19 protein-coding genes are annotated in these 20,617 nt (G+C 72.7%); 13 read left to right on the top strand and 6 right to left on the bottom strand.

Going from position 1 to position 20,617, the window contains the following annotated elements; translation table 11 throughout:
- Positions 1-44: 44 nt before the first annotated feature.
- The 6 genes from ACIQ9E_RS18110 to ACIQ9E_RS18085 all read left to right on the top strand — a co-directional run bounded on the left by ACIQ9E_RS18110 (position 45) and on the right by ACIQ9E_RS18085 (position 9,228).
- Complete coding sequence (locus ACIQ9E_RS18110) at positions 45-377, top strand: DUF4229 domain-containing protein (protein WP_403707910.1); 333 nt, start codon at positions 45-47, stop codon at positions 375-377.
- Between the two features lie 220 nt (positions 378-597).
- Positions 598-705, top strand: coding sequence for a putative leader peptide (locus tag ACIQ9E_RS18105; RefSeq protein WP_403707908.1), 108 nt, complete (start codon positions 598-600; stop codon positions 703-705).
- A 100-nt stretch (positions 706-805) separates the two neighbouring features.
- Positions 806-2,161, top strand: a complete 1,356-nt coding sequence (locus ACIQ9E_RS18100) for a dicarboxylate/amino acid:cation symporter (RefSeq protein ID WP_006347367.1) — start codon at positions 806-808, stop codon at positions 2,159-2,161.
- Between the two features lie 266 nt (positions 2,162-2,427).
- Positions 2,428-3,042 carry a TetR/AcrR family transcriptional regulator gene (locus ACIQ9E_RS18095; RefSeq protein WP_403707906.1) on the top strand — a complete coding sequence of 205 codons (615 nt, stop codon included), beginning with the start codon at positions 2,428-2,430 and terminating at the stop codon, positions 3,040-3,042.
- A 197-nt stretch (positions 3,043-3,239) separates the two neighbouring features.
- Positions 3,240-7,751, top strand: a complete 4,512-nt coding sequence (locus ACIQ9E_RS18090; RefSeq protein ID WP_403707904.1) for a Pls/PosA family non-ribosomal peptide synthetase — start codon at positions 3,240-3,242, stop codon at positions 7,749-7,751.
- 100 nt (positions 7,752-7,851) lie between these two features.
- Positions 7,852-9,228 (top strand): M1 family metallopeptidase, encoded by a 1,377-nt coding sequence (locus tag ACIQ9E_RS18085; RefSeq protein ID WP_403707902.1) that lies wholly within the window; start codon positions 7,852-7,854, stop codon positions 9,226-9,228.
- Positions 9,229-9,412: 184 nt separating this feature from the next.
- Here ACIQ9E_RS18085 and ACIQ9E_RS18080 read toward each other — a convergent pair whose 3' ends face one another.
- The gene (locus tag ACIQ9E_RS18080; protein ID WP_006347360.1) at positions 9,413-9,616 is read right to left on the bottom strand and encodes a cold-shock protein; all 204 of its coding nucleotides are present in this window, start codon (positions 9,614-9,616) and stop codon (positions 9,413-9,415) included.
- A gap of 562 nt (positions 9,617-10,178) precedes the next feature.
- Here ACIQ9E_RS18080 and ACIQ9E_RS18075 point away from each other — a divergent pair.
- The 4 genes from ACIQ9E_RS18075 (at position 10,179) to ACIQ9E_RS18060 (ending at position 13,897) form a co-directional block, all read left to right on the top strand.
- Complete coding sequence (locus tag ACIQ9E_RS18075) at positions 10,179-11,009, top strand: menaquinone biosynthetic enzyme MqnA/MqnD family protein (RefSeq protein WP_403708165.1); 831 nt, start codon at positions 10,179-10,181, stop codon at positions 11,007-11,009.
- A gap of 269 nt (positions 11,010-11,278) precedes the next feature.
- Entirely contained in the window at positions 11,279-12,481 is a 1,203-nt protein-coding gene (mqnC, locus tag ACIQ9E_RS18070; RefSeq protein ID WP_403707900.1) for a cyclic dehypoxanthinyl futalosine synthase, read from the top strand.
- A 13-nt stretch (positions 12,482-12,494) separates the two neighbouring features.
- On the top strand, positions 12,495-13,124 hold the full coding sequence (locus tag ACIQ9E_RS18065) for a hypothetical protein (protein WP_403707898.1): 630 nt from the start codon (positions 12,495-12,497) through the stop codon (positions 13,122-13,124).
- Between the two features lie 80 nt (positions 13,125-13,204).
- The gene (locus ACIQ9E_RS18060) at positions 13,205-13,897 is read left to right on the top strand and encodes a demethylmenaquinone methyltransferase (RefSeq protein WP_403707896.1); all 693 of its coding nucleotides are present in this window, start codon (positions 13,205-13,207) and stop codon (positions 13,895-13,897) included.
- Positions 13,898-14,187: 290 nt separating this feature from the next.
- On the opposite strand, the gene ACIQ9E_RS18055 is transcribed toward ACIQ9E_RS18060, so the two are convergent.
- Positions 14,188-14,724, bottom strand: coding sequence for a GNAT family N-acetyltransferase (locus tag ACIQ9E_RS18055; protein WP_403707894.1), 537 nt, complete (start codon positions 14,722-14,724; stop codon positions 14,188-14,190).
- A gap of 101 nt (positions 14,725-14,825) precedes the next feature.
- On the opposite strand from ACIQ9E_RS18055, the gene ACIQ9E_RS18050 reads away from it, so the two are divergent.
- The gene (locus ACIQ9E_RS18050; RefSeq protein WP_403707892.1) at positions 14,826-16,112 is read left to right on the top strand and encodes a geranylgeranyl reductase family protein; all 1,287 of its coding nucleotides are present in this window, start codon (positions 14,826-14,828) and stop codon (positions 16,110-16,112) included.
- A gap of 56 nt (positions 16,113-16,168) precedes the next feature.
- On the opposite strand, the gene ACIQ9E_RS18045 is transcribed toward ACIQ9E_RS18050, so the two are convergent.
- Together ACIQ9E_RS18045 and ACIQ9E_RS18040 are read right to left on the bottom strand one after the other, a co-directional pair.
- On the bottom strand, positions 16,169-16,618 hold the full coding sequence (locus tag ACIQ9E_RS18045) for a DNA-binding protein (RefSeq protein WP_403707890.1): 450 nt from the start codon (positions 16,616-16,618) through the stop codon (positions 16,169-16,171).
- The gene (locus ACIQ9E_RS18040) at positions 16,612-16,854 is read right to left on the bottom strand and encodes a hypothetical protein (RefSeq protein WP_403707888.1); all 243 of its coding nucleotides are present in this window, start codon (positions 16,852-16,854) and stop codon (positions 16,612-16,614) included. The genes ACIQ9E_RS18045 and ACIQ9E_RS18040 overlap by 7 nt, the downstream gene beginning before the upstream one ends.
- Positions 16,855-17,031: 177 nt before the next feature.
- On the opposite strand from ACIQ9E_RS18040, the gene ACIQ9E_RS18035 reads away from it, so the two are divergent.
- The gene (locus ACIQ9E_RS18035; protein ID WP_403707886.1) at positions 17,032-17,985 is read left to right on the top strand and encodes a hypothetical protein; all 954 of its coding nucleotides are present in this window, start codon (positions 17,032-17,034) and stop codon (positions 17,983-17,985) included.
- A gap of 41 nt (positions 17,986-18,026) precedes the next feature.
- Here ACIQ9E_RS18035 and ACIQ9E_RS18030 read toward each other — a convergent pair whose 3' ends face one another.
- Positions 18,027-18,539, bottom strand: coding sequence for a hypothetical protein (locus ACIQ9E_RS18030; RefSeq protein WP_403707884.1), 513 nt, complete (start codon positions 18,537-18,539; stop codon positions 18,027-18,029).
- Positions 18,540-18,815: 276 nt separating this feature from the next.
- On the opposite strand from ACIQ9E_RS18030, the gene ACIQ9E_RS18025 reads away from it, so the two are divergent.
- A complete protein-coding gene (locus ACIQ9E_RS18025; protein WP_403707882.1) occupies positions 18,816-19,646 on the top strand; it encodes an SDR family NAD(P)-dependent oxidoreductase in 831 nt (276 codons plus the stop codon).
- Between the two features lie 87 nt (positions 19,647-19,733).
- Here ACIQ9E_RS18025 and ACIQ9E_RS18020 read toward each other — a convergent pair whose 3' ends face one another.
- Positions 19,734-20,546 (bottom strand): C40 family peptidase, encoded by an 813-nt coding sequence (locus tag ACIQ9E_RS18020; RefSeq protein WP_403707880.1) that lies wholly within the window; start codon positions 20,544-20,546, stop codon positions 19,734-19,736.
- Positions 20,547-20,617 lie beyond the last annotated feature (71 nt).

Below are 20,617 nucleotides of genomic sequence, written 5' to 3'. Positions count from 1 at the left end.
CTGGGAGAGCACGTCCACACATGTCGCGTACGTGAACATCGCGTATGCGCGGAAGCAGGGAGAAGGGCACCGTGTCTGCGTCTGCCAAGTCTGCCAAGTCCAGTGCCGCGATCAAGTACACCGGCCTCCGTCTCGCCGTCTTCGCGGGATGTTTCGTGCTCGTGGCGGTCCTGGTCCAGTTCGGGATCCTGCCCAAGGGGCTCGGCGACGCCAACTTCGTCTGGGTGGTGCTGCTGGCGCTGGTGATCTCCGCGCCGCTCAGCTTCGTCCTGCTGCGGAAGCAGCGCGACGCGATGTCCGAGCAGATCGTCGGCGGTGTGGACCGGGCGAAGGAGCGGCTGCACGCGAACCGCACGCGCGAGGACGGTATCGCCTGACGCTCCGCCGCGCGGCGGGCGCCGCCGTATAAAACGCGTGTATCGCGCGCATATCGGATGTGTCACACATCCCGGGTGAGGATCTTGATACCTCGCCCGGGATGTCCGTGTTTTTACGGGTTAATACAGGTGATCGGCCGAGGATTCCGAGGGGATTCTCCACCCACGCCCCCAAGTAGACCTTTGAGGACCTCAAAGGGGCGGTGTTAATGTGTTCCGCATGCAGACATCAGTGCGCCTCCGCCATGCCGCGAGCATCCCGCTCGTGGCGCGCCTGCATGTCGATCTCTGCCGCTGTACGTCCGCGGTCTGTCACCGCTCGCACTGACCCCGGCATCCCCTTTCAGCGGCAGCCCCGACCTGGCCCTTCTCGCGCACGGGCGCCGCCTTCCGCTCACCCCTTCCGCAGCCATCACTGGAGTGTGTCCGTGTCCGCGAACACGACGTCCCCCGCCGACCGGGAGCCCGAGGCCCCCGCCGCCGGCTCCCGACTGCCGAGAATTCCCTTCTGGGCCCAGATCGTCCTCGGTCTGGTGCTCGGTGTGCTGCTCGGCTGGCTCGCCCGCAGCCAGGACATCTCCTGGCTGAAGGACACGCTGGAGCAGATCGGCGGGATATTCGTCCGGCTGCTGAAGCTGGCTGTCGCACCGCTCGTCTTCTTCGCGATCCTGGTGTCGATCACCAACCTCCGCAAGGTGAACAACGCCGCCCGGCTGGCCTCGCGCACGCTCCTCTGGTTCCTGATCACCTCGCTGATCGCGGTCGCCATCGGCATCACGATCGGCCTGGTCACCAACCCGGGCGAGGGCACCGGCCTGACGCCGAAGGACGGCAAGGCCCCGGAGAAGTCCGGTTCGTGGATCGACTTCCTGACCGGAATCATCCCGACGGACATCATCACGCCCTTCGCCGAGCTGAAGGTCCTCCAGATCGTCTTCCTCGCCGCCTTCGCCGGTATCGCCGCGCTGGCGCTGGGCGAGAAGGCCAAGCCGATCCTCACCCTCAGCGAATCCGTCCTGGAACTGCTCCAGAAGGCGCTGTGGTGGGTCATCCGCCTCGCCCCGCTGGGCACCGTCGGTCTGATCGGCTACGCCATCGCGGACTACGGCTGGGATCTGATCAGCAAGTACGCGACCTTCACCGCCGATGTCTACATCGGCTGCATCCTGGTCCTCTTCGGCGTCTACCCGCTGCTGCTCGCGACCGTCGCCAAGGTCAACCCGGTCCAGTTCTTCAAGGGCGCCTGGCCCGCCATCCAGCTCGCGTTCGTCTCCCGCTCCTCGGTCGGCACCATGCCGGTCACCCAGCGGGTCACCGAGCGTCTGGGCGTCCCGAAGGAGTACGCGTCCTTCGCCGTCCCGTTCGGCGCCACCACCAAGATGGACGGCTGCGCCGCGATCTACCCGGCGCTCGCCGCGATCTTCGTCGCACAGATCTTCGACGTGCAGCTCGGGGTCCAGGACTATCTGCTGATCGCCTTTGTCTCCGTGGTCGGCTCCGCGGCGACCGCCGGCCTCACCGGCGCCACCGTGATGACCACGCTGACCCTCTCCACGCTGGGCCTTCCGCTGGAGGGTGTGGGCCTGCTGCTGGCGATCGACCCGATCCTCGACATGATCCGTACGGCCACGAACGTGGCGGGCCAGGCACTGGTCCCGGTGATCGTCGCCGCCCGGGAGAACATCCTCGACCTCGACCGGTACAACTCGGCCAGCGCGTCCCCGATCGACGAGATCGCGCCGTCCGACGCGGAGCGCAAGGTTTCGATTCCGGCCCCCGCCTGACCCCGGCACCGCCCCGCTCCCTGCCCGCCGGGCCCCCGCTCTCCCCCTCACGGAGAGCGGGGGCCCGGTGCGTTTGCGGGGGTGCGAACGGGGCCCTTTGGCTCATTGGTGACCTTGTGGCGGCCCGTAGGCTTACCGCTGAGTAGCGGGGGCTGGTCATTCGGGGCCGCCGGGCGGGGGCGCCGGGCGGAGGGGAGCGGGGCATGGCTGCGGGTGCGAGCGGCGGGGCCCGGGGCGGGGCCCGCGGCGGAACAGGGGCAAGGCGGATGCCGCGGGCCGTACGCGAGCAGCAGATGATGGACGCGGCGGTACGGATCTTCGGACAGCGCGGCTACCGTGCGGCGTCCATGGACGAGATCGCCGAGCTGGCGGGGGTCTCCAAACCGCTCGTCTATCTCTATCTGCACTCCAAGGAAGAGCTGTTCACGGCCTGCATCCGGCGGGAGGCGCAGGCGCTGCTCGCCGCCGTGGCGCGGGCGGTGGAGCCGGGCCTGCCGGCGGACCGGCAGCTGTGGGCGGGGCTCACGGCCTTCTTCGCGTACGCCGCCGAGCACCCCGACGCCTGGTCCGTACTGCACCGGCAGGCCCGGACCCACGGCGAACCCTTCGCACGGGAAGTCGCCGCGATGCGCGACGAGATCGTCGCGTTCGTGGCGGTGCTGCTGGAGGCCGCCGCCCGGGAGGCCGGTTCGCCCGGACCGCCCGGGGAGCGCGATATCGCGGGGCTGGCGCAGGCCCTGGTGGGGGCGGCGGAGTCGCTCGCGGCCTGGGTCAACGAGAGCGGGACGGTCTCGGCGAAGGAGGCGGCGGCCACGCTGATGAACTTCGCGTGGGTCGGCCTCGGCGATCTGATCACAGGCGAACGCTGGTCCCCGGGCTGAGGTGATTGCCCCGGGGCCGCCGCCCCCGGGCATGATTCCCATGCATAACCGGCAAAGGTGATCAAACGCTAATAGGCTCCTCGTCTGTCATGCGGACGGCCCGCGGACGGCACGCCCGCGCCGACGGACGGAGACCGACAGATGGCGACCGATCAGCACCACGACCCCGGCGAAGCCTGCAGCGGCGGGCGCGCCGGATGACCGTCGCTCCGGAGCCGTCCCTCCTCACCGGACCCGCTGCCGGGCCCCGCGCGGTCTACTCCGGCGGCCCCGCGGCACCCGAACGGACCCTCCTCGACATCCTCGCCGCCACGGCCCGCGCCCACCCCGGCGCGCTCGCCCTCGACGACGGCGCGGGCCCCCCGCTCACATACCGCGCCCTGCTGGACGAGGTCGAAGCGGTACGCCGTCACCTCGCCGCCCGCGGAGTGGCCCGGGGTGCCCGGGTCGGCGTCCGCGTCCCGTCCGGCACGGCCGACCTGTACGTCTGCGTCCTGGGGGTCCTGGCGGCGGGCGCGGCCTATGTCCCGGTCGACGCGGACGACCCCGAGGAGCGGGCCCGGACCGTGTTCCGGGAGGCGGCGGTGGCGGGTGTGCTGGGACCCGGCCGGGCGCTCGCGAGCACGGGCGGCCGGGGCCCCGGGCGACCGGATCCGCCGATTCCGCCGCGGCCCGGCGACGACGCCTGGGTGATCTTCACCTCCGGTTCGACGGGCAGGCCCAAGGGAGTCGCGGTCACCCACCGGGCCGCCGCCGCGTTCGTGGACGCGGAGGCGCGGCTCTTTCTGCGCGGGGCGCCGCTCGGGCCCGGCGACCGGGTGCTCGCCGGGCTGTCGGTGGCCTTCGACGCGTCGTGCGAGGAGATGTGGCTGGCGTGGCGGCACGGCGCGTGTCTGGTGCCGGCGCCCCGGGCGCTCGTACGGACCGGCGCCGACCTGGGGCCCTGGCTGGCGGAGCGGGGCATCACCGCTGTTTCGACCGTGCCCACGCTCGCCGAGCTGTGGCCGCAGGCCGCGCTGGACGGGGTACGGCTGCTGGTCCTCGGCGGCGAGGCGTGCCCGGCCGAACTGGCCGGGCGGCTGGCCGTGCCGGGGCGGGAGGTGTGGAACACGTACGGCCCGACGGAGGCGACGGTGGTCTCCTGCGCGGCCCGGCTGACCGACGGCCGCGGGCCGGTGAAGATCGGGCTCCCGCTGGCGGGCTGGGACCTGGCCGTGGTGGACCGGCGGGGTGAACCGGTGGCGCCGGGGGAGAGCGGTGAGCTGGTGATCGGCGGCGCGGGACTGGCGCGCTATCTGGACCCGGCCCGCGACACCGCTGCCTACGCCCCGCTCCCCGCGACCGGCTGGCCCCGGGCCTACCGCTCCGGCGATCTGGTCCGGGCCGACCCCGGAGGACTGGTCTTCCTGGGCCGCGCCGACGACCAGATCAAGATCGGCGGCCGCCGGATCGAACTGGGCGAGATCGACGCCGCGCTGCGGTCCCTCCCGGATGTCACGGCCGCGGCGGCGGCCGTCCGCACGACACCCGCGGGCACCCGGGTCCTGGTGGGCTACGTGGTCCCGTCGGATCCGGTGGTCCCCGTGGTCCCGGCTACCCCGGCTGGCCCGGCTGACCCGGCTGGCCCGGCCGGCCTGGGTGCCCCGGGTGCCCTGGGTGCCCCGGGCACGTCGGGTGCCCCGGCAGCCCCGGCAGCCCCGGCAGTCTCGGCGGCCCCCGCTACCCCGGGCATGTCGGGCGCCTCCGCCGGGGTGCGTGGCCGGAGGGCCTCCGGGGACCTGTACGGCCCGGCCGCGCGGGGCGCGTCCGGCGAGGTCCCGTACGGCCTCGGCAGGCCGAGCGACTGCGCCGGTTCGGCAGAAGCGCCGCCCGCCGACGGCCCCGCCCACGACGCTCGTCCGGTGCCGGATCTGCCCGGACGCTCCGGTGCCACCGGCCGGAAGACGGCTGCTCCGGCACCGCCCGCCCCGGGCGCCCCAGGGCGCACCGGCTCCCCCGGCCCCGGGACGCCCGCCGTGGGGCTCGGCGGTGCACCGGATCCCGGGACGCCCGCCGCGCGGCTCGGCGGCGCACCGGACCCCGTCGCGCCCCCCGCCGAAGCCCCCGGATTCGACGTGGCCGCCGCCGTCGCCCGGCTGCGGCAGGTGCTGCCCGCGGGCCTCGTGCCCGTGCTCGCCGTCCTCGCCGAGCTGCCCACGCGTACATCCGGCAAGGTCGACCGGGACGCCCTGCCCTGGCCACTGCCCCCCGGGGCCGGGCCGGAGCCCCCGGGGCCCGGCCTCACCCCCACCGAGGCGTGGCTCGCCGCGCAGTGGGGCGAACTCCTCGGGGCGGCCCCCCACGACACCGCCGCCGACTTCTTCGCGCACGGCGGCGGCAGCCTCGCCGCCGCGCGGCTCGTCTCCCGGATCAGGGAGCGGTACGGCACCGGCTCCGTCGGCGACATCTACCGCAACCCCGGCCTCGGCGCACTCGCCCGCTTCCTCGACCAGCCCGCCGACGGCAGAAGGCGCGACGAGCGCCCCGGCCCCCGGACCGTGCCACCGGTCCCGCACCGCGCCCGGACGGTGCAGCTCGCCGTCCTGCCGCTGCTGCTCACCCTCGGCGGGCTGCGCTGGGCCGTCGTCGCCGCGGCCGCCGCGAACATCATCGGCGCCGGGCCCGGATTCTCCTGGTGGTGGATCGTCCCCGGCTGGCTGCTGCTCGCCGGGCCGCCCGGCCGGATCGTGATCGCCGCGGGCGGCGCCCGGCTGCTGCTGCGCGGGCTGCGCCCCGGCTCGTACCCCCGCGGCGGATCCGTCCACCTCAGGCTCTGGGCCGCCGAGCGGCTCGCCCAGCTCTGCGGCGCCGGACAGCTCGCGGGCTGCTGGCTGGTCTACTACGCCCGCGCCCTCGGCGTCCGCGTCGGCGACGGCGTCGATCTGCACTCCCTGCCGCCCGTCACCGGACTGCTGCGGCTCGGCCGGGGCGCGGCCGTCGAACCCGAGGCCGATCTCGCCGGACACTGGCTGGACGGCGACCGCCTGCACATCGGGGCGGTACGGATCGGAGCCGGCGCCGTCGTCGGGGCCCGCAGCACCCTCTTCCCCGGCACCCGGATCGGCAAGCGCGCCGAGATCGCGCCCGGATCGGCGGTGACCGGCACCGTACCGGCGGGGGAGCGGTGGTCCGGGGTGCCCGCCATCCGCACCGGACGGGCCCGCACCCGCCGGTCGGCCGGCCCGCGCCCGCCGCGCCGGGCCCGCTGGACCGCCGTCTACGCGCTGACGTCCGTCCTTCTCGGTCTGCTGCCCGCCGCCGCCGCGCTCCCCGCGCTGCTGGTGCTCCGGTACGCCCCCGGGCCCGCTGTCGGCATCGTCCCCGCCACCCTCACCGGCCTGGCCGCGTACGCCCTGCTGATCCTGGCAGGGGTACGGGCGCTGGGCGCCGGGCTCCGCGCGGGCAGCCACCCGGTCCACGGGCCCGCCGCCTGGCGCGCCTGGGCCGTGGAGCGGCTGATGGACACCGCCCGCGCCCAGCTCTTCCCGCTCTACGCCAGCCTCGCCACGCCCGGCTGGCTGCGGGCCCTCGGGATGAAGGTCGGCCGGGGCGTCGAGGCCTCGACCGTGCTGGCGCTGCCCGGGATGACGACGGTCGGCGACGGCGCGTTCCTCGCCGACGACACCATGATCGGCTCCTATGAGCTGGGCGGCGGCCGGCTGCGGATCGCCGCCGCCCGAGTCGGCAAACGGGCCTTCCTCGGCAATTCGGGCATGACGGCGGCGGGCCGCCGGGTGCCCAAGCGCGGTCTGGTCGGTGTGCTGTCGGCCGCGCCGAAACGGGCCGAGGCGGGCAGTTCCTGGCTGGGGATGCCCCCGATGAGGCTGCCGCGGACCCCGGAGGCGGGCGACCGGAGCCGTACCTACGCACCCCCCGCACGGCTGCGCTGGGCGCGGGCCGCCGTCGAACTCTGCCGGATCGTGCCGGTGCTCTGCTCGGCGGCGCTCGCCGTCGCGGGCGTGTTCGCGTTCGCGGCGCTCGCCGGGGCGTACGGGATCTTGGCCGCGGCGGTCCTCACCGGTCCGCTGCTGGCCGTGGGCGGGGTGCTGGCCTGGGTGGTCACGGCCGTTGCGAAATGGCTGCTGGCCGGCCGGTTCCGGGCGGGGGAGCATCCGCTCTGGTCGGGGTTCGTCTGGCGGGGCGAGCTGGCCGACACCTTCGTGGAGGTGCTGGCCGTGCCGTGGCTGATCGGAGCGGCGGGCGGCACCCCGCTGATGAACCTGTGGCTGCGGACCCTCGGCGCCCGGGTGGGCCGCGGCGCCTGGTGCGAGACGTACTGGCTGCCGGAAGCAGACCTGGTCAGCGTCGGCGCGGGCGCGAGCGTCAACCGGGGCTGTGTGCTCCAGACCCATCTCTTCCACGACCGGATCATGCGCCTGGGGCCGGTGGAGCTGGGCCCGGGGGCCACCCTCGGGCCGCATGCCATCGCCCTGCCCGGTTCGGTCGTCGGCGCGGGCGCGGTGGTGGGCCCGGCGTCCCTGGTGCTGCGCGGTGAACGGGTCCCGCCGGGCACCCGCTGGCTGGGCAACCCGATCGCCGCCTGGCCCGACCGCGCCCGGCGGGCCGGGGGAGCGGAGGCCGGGGGCCGGGACCGGGCGGGAAAGCCCGGGGCCCGACCGGATGAGGACGGCCGGAGAGCCGGTTCGGCCCGGGCGGGCGGGGGGCCGTGAGTGACCAGGAGACTCCCGGGCGGCCCCACCCGGCCCGCCGCGCCCCCGTAACAAAGCAGCCGTCCCGGCCGTCCCGTCCGCACCCACCGAAGGCCACGGCGTGAGCGACTCCTATCTCCCCCAGCACGGCGACGACGGCTACCGCGTCACCGCCTACGACCTCGACCTCGAATACATCCCGCACACCGGCCGGCTCGCGGGCCGCGCCGGGGTATCCGCCGTGGCCTGCCGCAATCTGCCCGTCGTCGCCCTCGACCTCGGCCCCTTCAAGATCCACAAGGTGCTCGTCGACGGCCGCCGCCCGGCCCGCTGGACCCACCGGGCCGGAAAGCTGCGGATCACCCCCGACCGGCCGCTCCCGGCGGGCACCGCCTTCACCGCCGAGGTCCGCTACCAGGGCGTACCGCAGCCCGTCCGCACCCGGGAGTGGGGCGAACTGGGCTGGGAGCAGCTCGACGAGGGCGCCCTGGTGGCCTCCCAGCCGCACGGCGCGCCGTCCTGGTTCCCCTGCAACGACCGGCCCGACGACAAGGCCGCGTACCGGATCGCGATGACCGCGCCCACCCCGTACACCGTGGTCGCCAACGGACGGCTGACCTCCCGCACCTCCGGTTCGTCCACGACCCGCTGGGTGTACGAGCAGACCGCGCCGATGGCGACCTATCTGGCCACGGTCCAGATCGGGCCGTACGAACGGGTACCGGTCCCCGGCCCGGACGCCGGCCGGGTGCCGCAGTCCGCCGCCGTACCGCGCCCGCTGCTCGCGCGGTTCGCCCATGACTTCGCCCGCCAGCACCGGATGATCGCCCTGTTCGAGGACCGTTTCGGCCCGTACCCCTTCGACGAGTACACGGTGGTGGTGACCGCCGACGACCTGGACGTCCCGGTCGAGGCGGAGGGGCTCGCCGTCTTCGGCGCCAACCACGTCGACGGCGCGCGCGGCAGCGAACGGCTGATCGCCCACGAACTGGCCCACCAGTGGTTCGGCAACAGTCTGACCGTCGCCGACTGGCGGCATATCTGGCTGAACGAGGGGTTCGCGAAGTACGCGGAGTGGCTCTGGTCCGAGGCGTCCGGCGGACCGTCCGCGGCCGTGATGGCGGCCCGCTCCCGGGCCGTGATCGCCCGGCTGCCGCAGGATCTGCGGCTGGCCGACCCGGGGTTCCGGCGGCTCTTCGACGACCGGGTGTACGAACGGGGCGCACTGACGCTGCACGCGCTGCGGACCGTGGTCGGGGACACGGTGTTCACGGCCCTGCTGCGGGAGTGGACGGCGGTCCACCGGCATGGGCTGGTGACCACGGAGGGCTTCACCGCGCTTGCGGAGCGTCACGCAGGCCCGGGGGTGCTGGACGGCCTGTTCCGGGAGTGGCTGTACGAGAAACGCCTGCCGGAGCTGCCGTCCCCGGGGCCCGGGCCGGGCCCCGTCCCGGACCCCGCGCGGCCGTCCCGGAGCAGAGTTCGGCCGACCGGATGAAAATGACCGAAAATTTAGCGGAACTTTCCATTCCGGGGTCCGGGAATTCTCCGGATATTCCCGGGCGGGGCTCGCCGCGGTGGGCCCCGGCGGGCCCCGCCCGGGAAAGGCAGAAGCCCCGTTCCTTGCGGACGGGGCTTCTTGGGTACTGCTTAAGTCGGACGCGATCGCCGACGCCCTGGCATTAGGCCGGGGTGACGTTCTCCGCCTGCGGGCCCTTCGGGCCCTGAGTGACGTCGAAGTTCACGACCTGGTTCTCCTCCAGGGAGCGGAAACCAGCCGCGTTGATCGCGGAGTAGTGGACGAAGACATCCGGGCCGCCGCCGTCCTGGGCGATGAAGCCGAAGCCCTTTTCAGCGTTGAACCACTTGACGGTTCCGGTAGCCATAAGCCCTCCTTGGGCCAAAGGGTTGCCCTGCTCCAGAACCTGCAAACAAGTCTGAAAACTACAAAAGCCTGCGGGTTACATGCTCCGCAGGCTCTGTACTGCAAGGGAAACCAAACTGCAACTTGCGTTGAGCGTAGCACGCAGGGTCCGGGCAGCGGTAGAGGTGAAGATCACGTCACCCGGACGCTTGAAACCGTCCTCCATTCGCTGACGCGCCCCAGCTCACAGGGGGGAGCCCGGCCGGCCCCGCACGGGGCGAGCGCCGGGGAACACCGGGGGCTGCGGCGGGGCGGGGGTGCCGCGGCCCCGCCCCGGCGGGCAGCGCGGAACGCCGCGCCGTACCCGGCTCGCCTCCGGCCGCCCCGTCCGGCCGGTACCGGGCCCCGGCGGCTAGCCTCACGTTGTGGACATCCCAGAGGACCGCACGGAAGACCGGGGGCGTCATCAGCGCCACGACCGCCGGGACCGCCCGGAAAGCGCTGCGGGCGCCGAAAGCGCCGGTGCGCCCGTCTCCCCGGCGGCCGACCCCCTCGCCGCCGGCCGCGGCCGGGTCCGGCCGCGCGTGGGCCATATCCAGTTCCTCAACTGCCTGCCCCTCTACTGGGGGCTGGCTCGCACCGGAACGCTCATTGATTTCGATCTGACGAAGGACACCCCGGAGAAGCTCTCCGAACGCCTGGTGCGGGGCGAACTCGACATCGCGCCCATCACCCTCGTCGAGTTCCTGCGCCACTCCGACCGGCTCGTGGCATTCCCCGACATCGCGGTGGGCTGCGACGGGCCCGTGATGTCGTGCGTCATCGTTTCCCAGGTCGGCCTGGAAGAACTCGACGGTGCCCGGGTCGCCCTCGGCTCCACCTCCCGGACCTCCGTCCGCCTGGCGCAGCTGCTGCTGGCGGAGAGGTTCGGCGTCGCCCCCGACTACTACACCTGCCCGCCCGACCTCGGGCTGATGATGCAGGAGGCGGACGCGGCCGTCCTGATCGGCGATGCCGCGCTGCGGGCCTCCCTCCACGAAGCCCCGCGGCTCGGCCTCCGGGTCCACGATCTGGGGCTGATGTGGAAGGAGTGGACCGGACTGCCGTTCGTGTTCGCGGTCTGGGCGGCCCGCAAGGACTATCTGGCCCGGGAGCCGGAGGTCGTCCACGAGGTCCACCGGGCGTTCCTCGACTCCCGCGATCTGTCGCTCCAGGAGGTCGTCAAGGTCTCCGAACAGGTGTCCCGCTGGGAGGCGTTCGACGCGGAGCTACTGGAACGGTACTTCCGGACCCTCGATTTCCGTTTCGGTCCCGACCAGTTGGCCGGGGTCCGCGAATTCGCCCGCCGCACCGGCCCGACGACCGGTTTCCCCGCCGATGTGGCGGTCGAACTCCTCGGCGCGCCACGGAGGTAGCCCCCGCCCCCGCCGCCCCGCATTGCCCGCCCGGCCGCCGCCTTCCGCGGCACCGGCGCCTCCGTGACCGCCCCGAGGCCGTCCTCCGCCGCGCGGACCGACCCCGGCGGGCCCACGGAGCGACCCCGGCGGTCCTCCCGGGGCGGTCCGGGAGGCCTCCGCCCCCCTGGCGTAGGCTGGACCGGCCCGTCAGAGCGCCCGTACCCGATCCGGACCCGACCGGTCCGCCGCCGTACGAGCCGAGAAGAACCGCCGAAAGGTGACACCCGGTGACCGAGAAGGCCGACCTTCAGTCCGTGCTGGACCGTGCAGCCGACGGCGGGCGCATCACCCCCGAGGAGGCGCTCGACCTCTACCGGTCCGCGCCGCTGCACGCGCTCGGCCGGGCCGCCGACGCCGTACGCCGCCGCCGCTACGCCGGTACGGAGCACATCGCGACGTACATCATCGAGCGGAACATCAACTACACCAACGTCTGCGTCACGGCCTGCAAGTTCTGCGCCTTCTACGCGGCTCCCAAGGACACCGCCAAGGGCTGGACCCGCGATCTCGACGACATCCTCCGCCGCTGCGCCGAGACCGTCGAACTGGGCGGCACCCAGATCATGTTCCAGGGCGGCCACCACCCCGACTACGGCGTCGAGTACTACGAGCAGCACTTCTCCGCCATCAAACAAACCTTCCCCCAGCTGGTGATCCACTCCCTCGGCGCCTCCGAGGTCGACCATATGGCCCGGATCTCCGGCGTTTCGGTGGAGGACGCGATCCGGCGGATCCACGAGGCGGGGCTCGACTCCTTCGCGGGCGCGGGCGCCGAACTGCTGCCCGCCCGGCCGCGGCAGGCCATCGCACCGCTGAAGGAGTCCGGCGAACGCTGGCTGGAGATCATGGAGACCGCCCACGGTCTGGGCGTCGAATCCACCTCCACCATGCTGATGGGCACCGGCGAGACCAACGCCGAACGCATCGAGCACCTGCGGATGATCCGGGACGTACAGGACCGGACCGGAGGCTTCCGGGCCTTCATCCCGTACACGTACCAGCCCGAGAACAACCGCCTCAAGGGCCGCACCCAGGCGACGCTCTTCGAATATCTGCGGATGATCGCCATCGCCCGGCTCTTCATGGACAATATCGCCCATATCCAGGGTTCCTGGCTGACCACCGGCAAGGAGGTCGGCCAGCTCTCCCTCCACTACGGCGCGGACGACCTCGGGTCGATCATGCTGGAGGAGAACGTCGTCTCCTCGGCCGGTGCCAAGCACCGCTCCAACCGCCAGGAGATCATCGACCTGATCCGCAAGGCGGGCCGGGTCCCGGCCCAGCGGGCCACGACGTACGAGCACCTCCTGGTCCACGACGACCCGGCGAACGACCCGGTCGACGAGCGGGTGGTCTCCCATATCTCCTCCACCGCCATCGAGGGCGGTACGGCCCACCCGGAGCTGAAGCTCCTCCCCGTCACCTCCTGACGGCGGCCGGCCCGTGCTGACGATCCACACCGCGGAGCTGCTGCTGCCCGGTGGCGGGCTGCCCGCTGTACCCGGCGGCGCCGTCGCCGTCCACGGCCGGGAGATCGCGGCCACCGGCAGCTACGAGGAGGTCGCCGCAGCCTGCCCCGGGGCCCGGGTCCGCCGCTGGCCGGGGGTGCTGACACCCGGACTCGTCCACCCGTACGGCGCCGAACTGCTGGACCGGGCCTACCATCCGGACCCTCGCGAAGCGGACGAACTGGGCACCGAACCCCTGCCCGCGGCCGGGACCTCCGCGCTCGGCGCCCTGGCCATGGACGAAGCCCGGTGGGGCGCGAGCGCCCGGCGCGGGGCGCAGCGGCTGCTGGCCCACGGCGTCACCGCGATCGGCGGCACCCCGCGGCGGGCGGCCGTCGCGGATGCGGTGGCCCGTACCGGACTGACGGTCCTGCCCGCGGGCGGGACCGCGGCGCCCGCCGCCACAAAGTGGACCTTCCGGGCACCGGCGGGGGCGTACGCGGGTGTCCTGGACGCCCGGGGCGTTGGGGAGCGGGCGGACCTCGCGGTCTTCGACGGCCCCGGGGACGGTGCCGGATGCCTGGCGACGGTCCTCGCGGGCAGGCTGCTCCACCGGCGGCGCTGAGGCAGGTCCCGGCGCCGCGGACGGAACGGCTCGTACCCCGCCTCCCGGCCCCCCGCGGACCGCGCGGCAGAATGGGAGGCGTGAACCGAGCCTCCTTGGACAAGCAGCCGCACGAAGTCGCCTCCATGTTCGACAAGGTGGCGAAGAACTACGACCTCACCAACGACGTCATCTCGCTGGGCCAGGACCGCTACTGGCGCAAGCAGGTCGCCGCCGCGGTCGCGGCCCGCCCCGGCGAGAAGGTGCTCGACCTGGCGGCCGGTACGGGCACGTCCTCCCTGCCGTTCACCCGCGCCGGAGCGTTCGTCGTCCCCTGCGACTTCTCCCTCGGCATGCTCACCGAGGGCAAGAAGCGCAACCCCTGGCTTCCGCTGACGGCGGGCGACGCCACGAAGCTGCCGTTCCAGGACGGCGTCTTCGACGCGGTGACGATCTCCTTCGGGCTCCGCAACGTCCAGGACACCGATGCCGCGCTGCGCGAGCTGTACCGGGTCACCAAGCCCGGCGGACGGGTCGTGATCTGCGAGTTCTCCCATCCGACCTGGGCGCCGTTCCGGACGGTGTACGAGGAGTACCTGATGCGGGCGCTCCCGCCGCTGGCCCGCCAGGTCTGCTCCAACCCCGAGGCGTACGAATACCTCGCGGAGTCCATCCAGTCCTGGCCGGAGCAGCCCGAACTGGCGGCGCTGCTCCAGAAGGCGGGCTGGACGAAGGTGGCCTGGCGCAATCTGTCGGGCGGCATCGTGGCCCTGCACCGGGGCACCAAGAACTAGGCCCTGTCCGGGCGATCTTGTCGGGCCCGCGACGACAGCTACGGCACTCCCCCTGGGCCTGGCGGCCCGGGTGGTACCCCCACGCTGCGTTGTCGGACCACGCAAGTACGTCCAGTACGAGCCGTGGACCTCCGCCTTGCGATGCACCGCATCTGACGCCGCGGGCTGATCCTCGAAGATCGCCCGGACAGGACCTAGACGCGGCCCGGGGCCCCGGGAGACGGGCGGCGCAGGGGCGGAGGAACTGCACGATCCCGCCCGCGCCGCCCTGCCCCGCCCCGCCGCCGCCGTCACGCCGCCGTATCCGCCCCCAGCGCCCCCAGCTCCAGCCGGAACGTGTGCCCCCAGCGGTCCGTCCCCGGGACGGCGTACCGCTCCGCCTGCCGCATGCCCAGCCGGCGCGTCACCGCTATCGACCGCTCGTTGCGGTGGTCGACCATGGCCACGACATCCGGCACGCCCGCCGCCCGTACCCGCTCCAGCGTGGTCCGGGCCGCCGCCGTCGCACAGCCCCTGCCCCAGGCCCGGCGCGCCAGCCGCCAGCCGATCTCGATCTCCCCGTACGGCCCGAAACCCTGCTCGGACCACGGCTGGGCGCCGGTGAAGCCGATCACCGCACCGTCCTCGTCAAGCACCGTCCACAGACAGAAGCCCCGTTCGGCGTCGTGCCGCCGCTGGCGCGCCGTCAGCTCCTCGTAGTACGACAGCTCGGCCGCCCGCCCGCCGTGGAACGCCATGACCTCGGGGTCGGCGAAGATCCGGTGCCATGCCACCGCGTCCTCGTCGGTGGGGACGCGCAGGCGCACGGCGGGAAGGAGGGTGCTCATGAGGGGGAGCCCTTCGGTCGGCTGATCGGTACGTCCACATAGACTGCCCATGTCCCGTGCCGTTCAGCACGCCCAATTCCGAGACTCGGGAGAGACCAGCCGTGACGCAGCCCCTCACCGAACACTCCGCGGATGTGATCGTCGTCGGGGCAGGCCCGGCCGGCGCGACGACCGCTTACTACCTGGCCAAGGCGGGACTGGACGTCCTCCTGCTGGAGAAGACGGCCTTCCCCCGCGAGAAGGTGTGCGGTGACGGACTGACCCCCCGCGCCACCAAGCAGCTCGTGGCCATGGGCATCGACATCTCCGAAGAGGCCGGCTGGCTGCGGAACAAGGGTCTGCGGATCATCGGCGGCGGGGTCCGGCTCCAGCTCGACTGGCCCGAGCTGGCCTCGTACCCGGACTACGGACTCGTCCGCAAGCGCGACGACTTCGACGAGCAGCTCGCCCGGCAGGCGCAGAAGGCCGGCGCCCGGCTCTACGAGCGGTGCAACGTCGGCGCGCCGATCGTCGACGAGCGGACCCGCCGGATCACCGGTGTCCACGCCAAGCTCGGCGAGGAGAAGACGCCGGTCACCTTCCACGCCCCGCTCGTCGTCGCCGCCGACGGCAACTCCTCCCGGCTGTCGCTGGCGATGGGCCTGCACCGGCGCGAGGACCGCCCGATGGGCGTCGCCGTCCGCACCTACTTCACCTCCCCGCGCCACGACGACGACTATCTGGAGTCGTGGCTGGAGCTGTGGGACCGGCGCGGCCCCGGCGAGGACCGGCTGCTGCCCGGCTACGGGTGGATCTTCGGCATGGGCGACGGCACCTCCAACGTCGGCCTCGGCGTCCTCAACACCTCCGACTCCTTCAAGGAGCTGGACTGGCGCGAGGTCCTCAAGGCCTGGTGCGCCTCGATGCCCGAGGAGTGGGGCTACACCGAGGAGAACATGACGGGCCCGATCCGCGGCGCCGCCCTCCCCATGGCCTTCAACCGCCAGCCGCACTACACCCGCGGACTGCTGCTCGTCGGCGACGCGGGCGGGCTGGTCAACCCGTTCAACGGCGAGGGCATCGCGTACGCCATGGAGTCCGGGCAGCTCGCCGCCGAGGTGATCGTCCAGGCCACCGCACGCGCCACACCCGCCCAGCGCGAACTGGCCCTGCACCGCTACCCGAAGATCCTCAAGGACACCTACGGCGGCTACTACACGCTGGGCCGCGCGTTCGTGAAGCTGATCGGCAACCCCACGATCATGAAGCTGGCGGCCCAGCGCGGCCTCACCCACCCCATGTTGATGCGTTTCACGCTGAAGATGCTGGCCAACCTCACCGACCCGACCGGCGGGGACGCCATGGACCGGATCATCAACGGCCTGTCGAAGGTGGCTCCGAAGGCCTGATCATTCAAGGCCCGGCCGCTCGGCGGGGAGCTGAGCGGCCGGCTCGGCATTCGTCGTCACACGTTGACGATCTTCACCTTCGGCGAGCCGGGAAGCTCCTCGGCGGCCTTGCACAGTGCCGGGATGTGCGAACTGTCGGAAGTGACGAGCAGTACCGGGGGAGTGCAGAGTGCTGCCGTGGCCACCACGAGTGCGTCCACGAGGCATTCGTGCCCGTCGAGGCCCGAGGCGTCCAGCAGCTTTGCTGCGGTGTCCGTCACCGCGTCGTTGACGGGTTTCACGTCGAACCGGGACAGCAGGAACTGGAGTCGCCTGGCGGCTTCTCCCGTTCGGCGCACTTCCAGGGGCGTCAGTGCGGACAGCGCAACGCGTCGGCCGCTCTGCTGGGCGACCTCGATACGCGCACGCATCCCCTCGTCCCCGTCGACGTGCAGCGAAAGCCCTTGGGCGTCCAGGACGAGCGTGCCCTCGCTCTTTGCCTTGATCTTGAGGCGCTTGCTTACCACTCCTGCTCCGCCTGCCGCCGAGCTTCGGCCGAGACGGGGCCGAACGCCTTGCGGTCGGCGCTCACGACCTCGCGAAGCTTCTGTGCGGCGAGCCACTCCTCCAGCGCTTCGGCCACAACGGAAGAGAACCCGCTCTTGCCGGCGCGCTCCTCGACTTCCTTGATCAGTGACTGGGCGAGCGACACGGATCTCTTGCCGGCCCGCTCGGCGGCCTGGGGTGCTACGTGGCTGCTCATACCTAAAACGTAACACCGCTGGTAGGAAAATTCTCGCCCGACGGCTGCGCCCGTGGAATCAGTCCGTGGAATCGAGGTGGCTCCGAAGGCCTGATCCGGGCAGCGGGGCCGGGCTTGACCTTCACACCGTGTGAAGGCGTCGACTGACGGCGTCACTCCACGAAAAGAGGTCCGTCCATGGCGCCGCCGACCCACTCCTACACGGGCTCCGGCCCGTACTGCTACACCCACTCCCTCACCATGGCGGCGGGGGCCGATACCGGCCGGCCCCTGCCCCCGCCGGCCGTCGTGGAGACCCTCACCGGCTCCGCCTTCGGCTTCCAGCTCATCGGCGGGGCGCTGCCGCTGTTCGATCCGTACGCCTGGGACCCCGAACTCGGCCTCGGCCAAGCCGTCGCCCTTCTCGGGCTGGAGTGCGAACGCACCTCCGGGGGCACGCCGGACGAGGCGCTGGAGCGGCTCCGGGCGGCAGCCGCGCGCGGGCCGGTGCTGGTGGGGCCGGTGGATATGGGGCTGCTGCTCTACCGGCCGGGGACACCCGAACCGGGACAGGGCGACCACTATGTGGTGGTACTGGATATCGGCTCCGACGGTACGGTCCTGCTCCACGATCCCGAAGGCTTCCCCTACGCCACCCTCGGCGCCCCCGCCTTCCTGGCGGCCTGGCAGGCGGACGCCGTGCCCTACACCGACGAGCCGTACATCATGCGCTCCTCCTTCGTCCGCGAACGCGACGTCAGCGGCGAGCAGGCGCTTCGGGACTCCCTGCCACTGGCGGCGCGGTGGCTCGGCGGCCGGGACGATCTGCCCGTTGCGCCCGGGACACTCGGCGCGGCGGCGGGGGTCGCGGGCTTCGCGGAGCTGGTGAAGGCCGGACTCGAACCCGGACTCCGCCTACTGCTCCAGCATTTCGCGGTACGGGTCGGAGCGCGCCGGGCCTCCGACGCGGCCGACTGCCTGGCCCACCTCGGGCTCACCGGGGCCGCCGGGACCGCCCGCCAACAGGCGAGGCTGATCGGCGCGCTCCAGGGGCCGGTCGTGACCGGGGACGACGCGGCGCTCTCCGCCGTACTGGAGCGGCTGGCCCCGACGTACGAGGAGTTGCGGGCGGCCCTGGAACACGCGCGGTGAGAGCCGGGGCGCGCGGTTCACGGGGACGCGCGCCCCGCGGATCACCTCTCGATACGGTCGCGGAAGTTGAAGCAGCCTTCCAGCTCCGCCGTCTGGAGCCCGCCCGCGACATCCACGGAGAGCACCGCGAACGCCATCCGGTGGCTGTCCCACTTGTCCGTCACCCGGTCGATGGTCAGCCGTACCGGCACCCGGGTCTGGGCGACCTCCCGCCGCAGCGACAGCTTCATCGAGGTGACCACGATCCGCTTACGGGCCTCCGGCAGAGCCACCTTGGGGAGCGTGGCGAGGGCCGGGACATGGTCGTTGGTGTAGGCGTAGAGCATCGACGCGAGGGTGTGGTACGAGACGATCTGCGCCAGGATCGACCCGTGCAGCACCGGCCGGTACGGCGCCCGGTCGCTGACGTCCGACGCCAGGTCGACATCGAACACCCCGTGGTACGCGTCTCCGTCGTAGCTCATATCGGTGGCGGCCCACGGGGTGTGGCACCAGGCGGCGGCGAGGTCGTCGTTGATCTCCAGAAAACTCGGCAGGGCACGCACGGCGGTCACCTCTCGGAGGGTGTGACTGACGACGGTCGGACCGCTGGTCTACCCAGCCGGAGCGGGGACGGACCGGACGCGCCGGGCGAACCACCCGATCCGGGGAGCGCACGGGGCAAGCAGGGCCATACAGTGCCCCGTTCGACGCCCGGCGCGCCCCACCGGCTCCGGTAGCCGCAGAGCGGGACCGTGGCGGGCGGGCGCACCGGACGGCCGTTACTGACCGAGAGGTAAGCAACCACAGAGAAGTCAGTACTTGTCCGGTGTGCGGCCTAGGCTGGCGTGATGAACCCCGAACCCTCCGCGGCCCCGCCGGGCTCCGCGCTCCCCCCGCCGCCGGACGTGGCGCCCTATCTCACCGGGCTGTTCTCCCTCGAAGGCCGCACCGCGTTCGTCACCGGCGGCAGCTCCGGAATCGGCCGGGCGATCGCGGAGGCACTCGCGCGGGCCGGGGCGGGCGTCGTCCTCGTGGCGCGGCGGGAGGCGGAACTGGCCGCCACCGCCGACGCGCTGACCGCGCTCGGCTGCCGGGCCGCGTGGGTGAGCGCCGACCTCGGTGACCGGGAGGCCCTGCGGAGTGCGGCGGAGGAGGCCGCGGCCGTCTTCGGTGAACCGGACATCCTGGTCAATGCCGCCGGAATCAACCTCCGTCCGCCGATGGGTGAACTCACCGACGAGGAGTGGGACACCACCCTGGCGGTCAATCTGGCCGCGCCCTTTCTCCTCGGCCGCCGCTTCGGCCCCGGGATGGCGGAGCGCGGCCACGGCCGGATCATCCACATCAGCTCCCAGCAGGCGCATCGCGCTTTCGTCCGGAGCGGGGCCTACGGGGTCTCCAAGGGCGGGCTGGAGTCGCTGGCCCGTTCACAGGCGGAGGAGTGGTCCCCGTACGGCGTCACGGTCAACACCCTGGTGCCCGGCTTCGTCCTGACCCCGCTGAACGCCCGGCTCGCCGACGATCCGGAGCAGGTCGCCCGGCTCGCCGCCCGCACGATGACCGGACGGAACGGGTTGGCGGAGGACTTCGCGGGGGCCGCCGTCTTCCTGGCGAGCGGCGCCTCGGCCTATCTCACCGGGCAGTCGGTCTTCGTGGACGGCGGTCTGTCCGTCCACTGAAGGCGCGCGAAGACGCCCGAGGTCCGTGGCTCCGCCCCGAGCGGGGGAGCCACGGACCTCGGTGGGCCACCGGATGGTGTCCGAAGCTCAGAGCACCCGGACCGCGCCGGTCGCCGGGTAGCCCGACAGATCCTGGATGACGACGCCCTTGCGCGGGTTGGCCGCGTCGAGGTACTTGCCGTCACCGATGTAGACACCGGTGTGGTACGCGTTGCCCTTGGCACCCCAGTAGAGGATGTCGCCGACCTTGAGGTTGCCGGTGCCGACCTCGGTACCGGCCCTGGACTGGTCCGCGGCGATACGCGGCAGCTCGATGTTCGCCTGGCGGAACGCGGCCCGCACCAGGCTGGAGCAGTCCCAGGAGTTGGGGCCGGTGGCGCCGAGTACATAGGCGTCGCCGACCTGCGCCCTGAGGAAGCTGATGACGGCGCCGACGGAGCCCGAGGCCTTCGTGGACGAGTTCGAGGCCGAGGGCGCCTTCTCGTTGGACGCGGCGAGGGACGTACGGGCGGCGTCACGCGAGGCCCGCTCCTCCTCGGCGCGCTTCTTGGCCTCGGCCTTCTCGGCCTCCGCCTTCCGCAGGGCCTCGGCCTTGGCCGTCTTCGCCGCCTTGGAGGCCGCGGCGGCGGCCGAGTCCTCGCTGGACTGCAACTGCTGGTCGAGCGCCACCTGCTGGGTGGTCACGGTGGACTGCTCGACGACATGGGAGAGGGACGATGCCACGTCGAAGGCGGGCATTTCCATGGTCTCGGTCACCGGGTCGGCGTGGGCCGTCCCGGCCGCACCGGCCACGGCGATGGTGCTGAGGACGCCACCGGCAACCCCCGCCCGGAGCGCGACGACGGGGGCGCTGCGCTGGCGGGGCTTGCGGTGGCTGGGTATGTGAGCGGTGTGGGGCATGAGTACACCGTTATCAGTCGTACATACTTCCCATCAAGAAACGTGGGTTGCGACACAGTTGTGGACAGAAA

This window comes from Streptomyces sp. NPDC094448 (assembly GCF_044763775.1).
In the GTDB taxonomy this organism is placed as follows: Bacteria; Actinomycetota; Actinomycetes; order Streptomycetales; family Streptomycetaceae; genus Streptomyces.
Note: the sequence above shows the minus strand (reverse complement) of the source record. Positions and strands in the feature narration are given on the sequence as shown.

Coding starts and splice junctions, on each gene's coding strand:
- ACIQ9E_RS18110 (WP_403707910.1), top strand. CDS start 45: ATGCGCGGAAGCAGGGAGAAGGGCACCGTGTCTGCGTCTGCCAAGTCT.
- ACIQ9E_RS18105 (WP_403707908.1), top strand. CDS start 598: ATGCAGACATCAGTGCGCCTCCGCCATGCCGCGAGCATCCCGCTCGTG.
- ACIQ9E_RS18095 (WP_403707906.1), top strand. CDS start 2,428: ATGCCGCGGGCCGTACGCGAGCAGCAGATGATGGACGCGGCGGTACGG.
- ACIQ9E_RS18090 (WP_403707904.1), top strand. CDS start 3,240: ATGACCGTCGCTCCGGAGCCGTCCCTCCTCACCGGACCCGCTGCCGGG.
- ACIQ9E_RS18080 (WP_006347360.1), bottom strand. CDS start 9,616: ATGGCTACCGGAACCGTCAAGTGGTTCAACGCTGAAAAGGGCTTCGGC.
- ACIQ9E_RS18055 (WP_403707894.1), bottom strand. CDS start 14,724: ATGAGCACCCTCCTTCCCGCCGTGCGCCTGCGCGTCCCCACCGACGAG.
- ACIQ9E_RS18040 (WP_403707888.1), bottom strand. CDS start 16,854: ATGAGCAGCCACGTAGCACCCCAGGCCGCCGAGCGGGCCGGCAAGAGA.
- ACIQ9E_RS18035 (WP_403707886.1), top strand. CDS start 17,032: ATGGCGCCGCCGACCCACTCCTACACGGGCTCCGGCCCGTACTGCTAC.
- ACIQ9E_RS18025 (WP_403707882.1), top strand. CDS start 18,816: ATGAACCCCGAACCCTCCGCGGCCCCGCCGGGCTCCGCGCTCCCCCCG.
- ACIQ9E_RS18020 (WP_403707880.1), bottom strand. CDS start 20,546: ATGCCCCACACCGCTCACATACCCAGCCACCGCAAGCCCCGCCAGCGC.